6 protein-coding genes are annotated in these 6939 nt (G+C 57.6%); all 6 read left to right on the forward strand.

Going from position 1 to position 6939, the window contains the following annotated elements; all coding sequences use genetic code 11:
- Positions 1–1019 precede the first annotated feature (1019 nt).
- The 6 genes from RIV12_RS12820 (at position 1020) to RIV12_RS12845 (ending at position 6410) form a co-directional block, all read left to right on the forward strand.
- Positions 1020–1175: a hypothetical protein gene (locus tag RIV12_RS12820; protein WP_309324375.1), complete on the forward strand. Its 156-nt coding sequence runs from the start codon at positions 1020–1022 to the stop codon at positions 1173–1175.
- 212 nt (positions 1176–1387) lie between these two features.
- A complete protein-coding gene (locus RIV12_RS12825; protein ID WP_309324383.1) occupies positions 1388–2422 on the forward strand; it encodes a radical SAM/SPASM domain-containing protein in 1035 nt (344 codons plus the stop codon).
- Positions 2406–3173 carry an arginase family protein gene (locus RIV12_RS12830; RefSeq protein WP_309324376.1) on the forward strand — a complete coding sequence of 256 codons (768 nt, stop codon included), beginning with the start codon at positions 2406–2408 and terminating at the stop codon, positions 3171–3173. Before RIV12_RS12825 ends, RIV12_RS12830 begins: the two co-directional genes overlap by 17 nt.
- On the forward strand, positions 3163–4119 hold the full coding sequence (locus tag RIV12_RS12835) for a class I SAM-dependent methyltransferase (protein WP_309324378.1): 957 nt from the start codon (positions 3163–3165) through the stop codon (positions 4117–4119). The genes RIV12_RS12830 and RIV12_RS12835 overlap by 11 nt, the downstream gene beginning before the upstream one ends.
- 96 nt (positions 4120–4215) lie before the next feature.
- Positions 4216–5097 carry a hypothetical protein gene (locus RIV12_RS12840; RefSeq protein WP_309324380.1) on the forward strand — a complete coding sequence of 294 codons (882 nt, stop codon included), beginning with the start codon at positions 4216–4218 and terminating at the stop codon, positions 5095–5097.
- Positions 5094–6410 carry an MFS transporter gene (locus tag RIV12_RS12845; protein WP_309324381.1) on the forward strand — a complete coding sequence of 439 codons (1317 nt, stop codon included), beginning with the start codon at positions 5094–5096 and terminating at the stop codon, positions 6408–6410. Before RIV12_RS12840 ends, RIV12_RS12845 begins: the two co-directional genes overlap by 4 nt.
- Positions 6411–6939: the final 529 nt, after the last annotated feature.

The raw sequence follows: 6939 nt of genomic DNA on the forward strand, positions 1-6939 counted from the left end.
TGCCCTGGCCGAGGCTCTGAACTCCTGGTACAAGGCCGAGCTGATCCGCAATCAGGGACCCTGGCAGGACATCGACGCCGCCCGTGCTCGCCACCGCCGAGTGGGGCCACCGGGCGGGCACTGTTCGCCCTCACTCCACCATCGGTATGCGAACCCCTGCCGAGCACGAAGCCGCCTAGGCACCCGACCGCCATCGCCACGAACAACCACAGCCGGCAACCACCGGCACCAGATAAACCAGCCTCGACAAAACCCGGGGCTTGACAGAGTGTCACTGTCGCCGGCACCGACGCCGCAGCAGCAGTGGTGTACCCCACCTGGCCGGGCAGCTCCTCGCCCCACGCGCTCAGCGGGCTGATGTCTCCGCCCAGGCCGGTGACCTTGGCGGGCACCCACCCTCATGTGTCAGGTCCCAACCACACGTTCCCGGGATCAGGGGTCCCGGCCTTCGCCGTCCCTGCTGCCGAGACCCTGGGCAAGACCTCCAGGCACCGGAGCCCACCTGGCCTCCTATGCCGGGCGCGCTCCCGTCACACGCCGCTGCAGCTCATCGATCCGCGGCGAGGTGCGTCTCCCATGGCGGCAACAAGATGCTCAAGCGCGCCATGTCCCCCTCCACCTTCACCTCACTACGCTACGACCCCGTCAGCCAGGCCTACTAACAGCGCAAACGTAACCAAGACAAACTACCTTGGACCAGGCCGTCCTTACCCTGGCCCACCACCCCATCCTGACCCAGCACGCCATGATCCCCAACCAGACCCTCTACAACCCACAACCAGCCACGAAACCACCCGCAGCCTCTTGACACACCAAATAGGGGCACCGGCCGGGACGATTTAGATGATAGCTCAATGAACTAAGTTGACGGCTGTGTAACCACATGCCTACGGCAGCTCAGTCTGAGCATTGACAACAATGATGAGATCTGACATTCATCCGACCGGGTGACAGGCTAGTAAGAACGTACCTAAACTCATTACGTCCGAACATCGCCACTTAGGAAAGTTGAGGCTCACATGGAGACGAAGAACATGGAACTGGACGTCGAGGCGGCAGAACTGATCACCGAGGTGGAGTTACTTGAGCACGTTATCAAACCATCTGGCGGCGAGGACGGTCGCAAATATGAGGTCTATGCTTCCCGTTGCCCCCCCAGTGCTCGTCCGCAGTGACGATACGTCTGACCACTGATCACTCCGCCACCGCTCACATTGTTCGGGCGAGTGGTGGCGGAGTGGTGGTTCCATCTCACGTCGGTAACTTATTGGCGACTCATGCTGCCGGCGACAGCGAGCAGTTCAGCCAACTATCCCGCAACTATCCGCGGACCGCTGCCGCCTTGCGACAAGTCGGGTGGTTGAATGACAAGATCGTTCATCGCAGGGTGCCCCAGGGGCCACACCTGCAGCGATTGCAGATCGAGGCTCTACTTACATGTAACCTGTCGTGCAGCTACTGCTACTCAACCTCAGGGCCGGGCCGTAAAGAGCGACTAAGTCACGAGGAAATTATGGACGTCATCAACCAAGCAGATGCCATGGCGGTACAGCAGATCGATTTTACTGGCGGGGAGTATTTGATGACCCCGAGGTGGCGTGATCAGGTGGCGCGTGCGCGGGAACTTGGAATGATCGTGACTGTGCACACCAACGGCACCCTACTCACACCTGCTGCAGTCCAAACCCTTCATGATCTCTCGGTGGCTTACGTGCAGGTGTCTGCAGATTCACATCTCGACGAGGTTCATGACGCGGCAAGAGGCCATCGTTATGCGCTCCGGCGCACCTTGATGGGGTTGGACCGACTCCACGAAGCTGGCATTGGCTGTCGCATCACCCTAATGGTCCATCGAGGTAACGTAACCACCATGGGCGATTCGATCAAGTTCTTCTCTGACCGCTATCCTGACTTCCTGATCAACATTGACCGCGTAATTGGCACGACGCAGGCCGCCAACGATTTCGGTGTTAGCAACGAAATTTTCTGGGACGTCGTATCTCCATATCTCGGCGAGCGCATACTCCCATCAAAGGCTTGCGGTACCGATATTTCAGTTGAGACCTTTGAACCAGATTGTGGCGTCTATTACTCCTACCTCTACCTGACAGCTGAAGGCGAGGTCGCAGCCTGCCCCACCATGACATCCCGCGAAGAGCCGCAGTTCACTGGCCCCAACATCAGAGATACTTCACTGTGGGATGCTTGGTACAAAAATGACATGATGACGAGCCTGAGGTACACCAACTGTGAGAACGTTACCAGTTGTCCGGCAGGAAGTTCGTGTGGTGGTGGATGCCGGTCGAATGCCTATAATGACACGGGCTGGCTGACTGGCCCGGACTACATAGCCTGCAACAAGAACAAGAACCCAGGCACTGCCTTCATCGACTTTTCCAGCCTCTATGCACGAGTCAGGTAACCGCTGGGCGGTGATTGTGTGTGATGTGGACGCTGGTTCTATAAAGGGTGGACCCAGCAATGTACGTGATCACTGGTTGTCGGTGCTCACCGCGCAATGGCCAGATCACCCTCCACCCCTCTTCATCGACCGCCGTCACGGTCAAATCGCGGCACGGCTTGTCGAGTCCTACTGCTTCGCGGCAGTGACTGCTGGGCTTACGCCGCTGGTGTTGGGTCGTGACCATGCCACGACCTACTTCGCCTACTCCGGCGTCCGGCAGGCGGTTACGGCTATGCCGGACTTGATCCACTTTGATGCTCATCATGATGCTTGGCCGACTGAAAACATCACCAACTATTCCTTCGCCCGGCACCTACGGCGGCAGGGTGTGGTAGTCGAAAGCATTGGCGTGCGCGAACAATGGCCATCAGGAATGCCGTCTCGACGACCAGAAAAGGAAAGTGATCTAGTGTATCTAAGCATTGATGTCGATGTGCTCGATCCGCAGATCCTGTCTGCTGTCTCGTTTCCTGTTCCAATAGGTAGCCACGGCTTGTCTGCCAATCTAGAATGGTTGGGAAACCAATTGAACGATGCAGTGGACGGACGACGCCTCGTTGCTGCCGATATCGTTGAGTGGGTACCCATGGAGGCACCCGATGACCCTGGTGATGATGTGGTGGGAAGCGTTCTAAGTAGTGTTCTTCAGCTTCCTGGCCTTTATGGAGGGGATGTCACAAACCAGAATGCGAGGTCTCATGCTCATTGAGACCCCGCAGGGTACTTGGACGTCCAAGGTGGTCCTCGGTGGCCACGACCGAGTTGAGCAGCCGCTTGACTTGCCGGATGCGGTCACCAAGGTGGTAGCGCACGCCACGCTACCACCGAGCGACGACAGGTTTGATCCACCTGGTGGTCGGCTGTTTGACCAGCCAGCACTATATGATCACCTATTTGGTTGGGACCCCCGAATAGAGCTCGACTTCATCACTTCTATGACGGACGTCGGTCGCCTGGTGGAGTTCGGGTGTGGCTCGGGGCGCCTGCTGATTCCATTACTTGAGCGCGGATACCAGGTGGATGGTGTTGATTCCTCTAGTGCTGCGCTGAATCGTCTCGCCGCGAAGGTGGGCGAGCGGCGACGAGGGGGCGTCCCGAACCTGGTCCTCGGCGACTTGGCCGAGGTGGCCCTGCTCCCCTGCTATCCAGCCGCCTTCGCGGCACTAAACACGATGCGTTATCTGCCCAGTATGGATGCGGCCGCCGCGCACCTTCGACGGGCGGCGATGAGCGTCGAAGCCGGTGGTAGGTACCTGGTTCACGTCGATTCTTTTGGCGCGGATTTGGTTGAGCGCCCCCGTCCCGGCGCATATATGGAATGGGAAGGTTTCGGTGACTCAGACAAGAAAGTGATAGTGCGGTGGGAGTTGGCCGAGCGGCAGCCCCATAGAGGCTACGATCTTGAAATCGAGCGGATTCAGGTATGGCGCGATGGCAAGCCCATTATCGACGAGCTTCAGTCACAGCTCTCATTGGCGATATCGGGGTGGCGTACGCTCTTCACATCAGAGGGACTGTGGTCGGTGTGGGGCGTGGTCGACGCAGATAAACTCGAGCCGCTGGACGCACGGCATCAGCGTACGGCGGCCAGTGGCAACTACTGGTTCGTGCTGGACCGCACGAATCTTGCTGCTCCAGCCCTGTACAACGCATAAGAAAGGAATTTATTGTTTGTCTCAGAATCTGCCGCAAGCTATGTCAATTTCTTGTCTACAACCCGGAGCAGATGGGTAACCCATTACCCTGTCTGGGTGGAGGCACTTGACAAAAAAGAAGGAGATATCGGATACCTGGTCTGTGAGTCCGAACTGAACGGGGTCGTCGCCGCAGCATCTTACTGCGACGACGGGGACATCCTCGTTGTAGGAGTGACGGACCCTTCGGGTATCGTAGTCGCGGACGAGGCTGAACCGGCCGACGTCTACGCAGCCGCCCTGCAAATTGCGACAAAAATGGAGGAGATCGCGGTTCAACGGTCCAGAAGAGCTATCCTAATTAAGTCGTCTGCCGTCTGTGCAGGTGGTATGCGGGGGCTCGTCATACCGGTTAGTCTGGCCTTTGACGAGGCGGGCTACAGTCAGGTAAGTCGCAGTTTCTACGCCATCGAGAGCGTCGAGCGAACAGGCGTGCTCGCAGGTGTTTCATCTCGGGTTCGGAGCCAGATTTCCAGTGCGAGTCAAATTTTCGTGGGCCGCTGTGTCGAATCAGAGAAGGACGTAGCAGTGGTGGTACAAACGTATGCAGAACACAGTGGACAGCGAGGTAGTCGCTGCCCCTTCACAGTAGATTCACTAACTCAACTATCAGCGCCCGGAATTGACCTCGCCTCAGCGCGGCTTTATTGTTCCAAGGAGGACGCCTCAAGGGTGCTGGGTTTTAGTATCAGCGTGCACGATACTATATCCGCAGAGGTGTTTAATTGGGGCAGCGTCGATCAGGAAGCTACGGCAGCTCATCTCACTAAGTTTATTATCGCTGATACGATCCAGGATCTTGCCAGTCAAGGATATGGGGTAATCGAGTACGGATACAGATTCGACAGTCCGGAGCATGCCGAACTTACCGAATTCTATCGCTGTATGGGTGGACGAGCAGTGCCGGGTGTTTGGATGCACAAGGAAATAGCCTCATGAGCGCACGGACCTTATTGCGTGGGCCGATTGTGCGGCTCGCCGCAGTGTCTCTGGGGTCGAACATCGTCGATGGGATCCGGGTCGCTGCCTTCGCTGTCCTTACCGCCGCATATGCCAAATCGGCTTTGGAGGTCGCGCTGGTTGCTACCGTAGCAACGTTGCCCAAGGTGTTCCTATCCATACCGATCGGCGTCATGCTCGATCGATGGAGCAAGTTGCGCACCCTGTATTTGACTAACCTAGCCCGTGCGCTCCTTTTAGTGGGGCTCGCCGTGGCGCTCTATCTAGACGCCGGGTCGATCCTGCTGCTCTGTGCGTTCGCCTTGTTCTTCGGCACGTTAGAAGAATTCTATGACGCAGCGTCAGTGCTGGTCGTCCCCGACCTCGCAGAACCCAACGAGTATCTTAAGTCTAATGCCACCATCCGGTGGGTGCAAGAACTTGGCAACGGAGCTATAGGTCCGTTTGTTGGCGCCGCATTGGTAGGGTGGTCTGCGACAACGCCATTCACTTTGAGTGCAGGAATGTTGCTCATCATTGCGCTCGCACTACGTTCTCTTCAGCGCTCGCACTTACTGATACTTGATCACTCGTCAGCCGACGGACAACACGACGAGGGTCGGCAAGGGAACACCTGGGACGAGTGTACGGCGGAAGTTAACAACCAACCGACGACCACAACTATTGAGAATCGCATACGCGCCTTCATTAAGGAATTGTGGGATGGCCTTGTTGTTGCTTGGAGAAATCCTTTTGCGCGTAATATTGTTGCGGTATTCGGGCTCTGGAACCTTTTCGGTTGGATGCCGGAGTCTATTCTCGTCGTCTACGTCATGGAGGCGCTGGAAGGTGGCGGCGACACCTATGGCCTTCTGCTTGCCATCACGTCCGTCGGCGCATTGCTCGGTGGGCTTGCACTGCTAGTGACCCCTGACACAGTAAGTGTTCGTTGGGTGACCACCCTGGCTCTCGGAGTCTACGCACTGACTCTTGCTGTTCCGGGATTCTGGCCCAGTTTCTGGGTCGCTGCGGTGGCGTTTTTCATTCAGGGCCTCCCGCTGGTGCTGTTGAGCGGCGCGCTGGCGGCTCAGATACAGTTGACGATCGATCGACATTTCCTTGGCAGGGTCTATGCAGTGATCGGTACGGTTGGCAGCCTCGGCATGACGGTGGGCCTGGCCCTTGGAGGTGTGGTTGCCGATCTTACTTCAACGCCGTTCGTTTTTGTGTTCGGCGGAGTCGGTATTGGCTTTGCAGCGTTGATATCTGCCTTTACCTTTTCCTCGACCACAGCAAGCATTAAAGATGATTGAGACCACCGAGGCCCGGCTTGTTGATCAGACTGGAGCCATATACCGCCTAACGCCCACCGTGCACATGGTTTCGTCGGATGAGATCGTGCTATCTACCGGGACCGGGTTCCGTTGTGTACATCGTGGCCCGAGCGGGCAAATCCCGGCCGAGGTCGCCCAGGAGTTGGTGCTCGAAGGATGGCTGGAGCGGATCGTCCGGGAAACGGCGGTTGATCCTTTGGTGCTACCCAACATCGTCACGGACCACTGGACAGCAACCCTAGTCATGCCTGAGTCCTTAGCTTGTGACCCGCTGATCGAGGCGTGGGCTAGTGAACTGCGAAGGCGCGGGCTGTCGGTGGTGCTGATCTTACGGGCCACGGATCTGCGGCCAGACAGCACAGACCCACAGGATGACGGAGGTGTGGCGGACTGCCGGGAGTTGGCCCAGCATTGGGAGGCGCTCAGCTTACCCGGGTTGACACGAGCATATCGGAGGAGGTGAACGTTGCTCTGTCACAGCCACTGCAGGTAGATCTTCTCAATCCAA

This window comes from Actinomyces stomatis, from assembly GCF_031292835.1.
In the GTDB taxonomy this organism is placed as follows: domain Bacteria; phylum Actinomycetota; class Actinomycetes; order Actinomycetales; family Actinomycetaceae; genus Actinomyces; species Actinomyces stomatis.

Excerpts from the sequence above, each read along its gene's own strand:
- RIV12_RS12820 (WP_309324375.1), top strand. The coding sequence starts at position 1,020 with ATGGAGACGAAGAACATGGAACTGGACGTCGAGGCGGCAGAACTGATC.
- RIV12_RS12830 (WP_309324376.1), top strand. The coding sequence starts at position 2,406 with ATGCACGAGTCAGGTAACCGCTGGGCGGTGATTGTGTGTGATGTGGAC.
- RIV12_RS12835 (WP_309324378.1), top strand. The coding sequence starts at position 3,163 with ATGCTCATTGAGACCCCGCAGGGTACTTGGACGTCCAAGGTGGTCCTC.
- RIV12_RS12845 (WP_309324381.1), top strand. The coding sequence starts at position 5,094 with ATGAGCGCACGGACCTTATTGCGTGGGCCGATTGTGCGGCTCGCCGCA.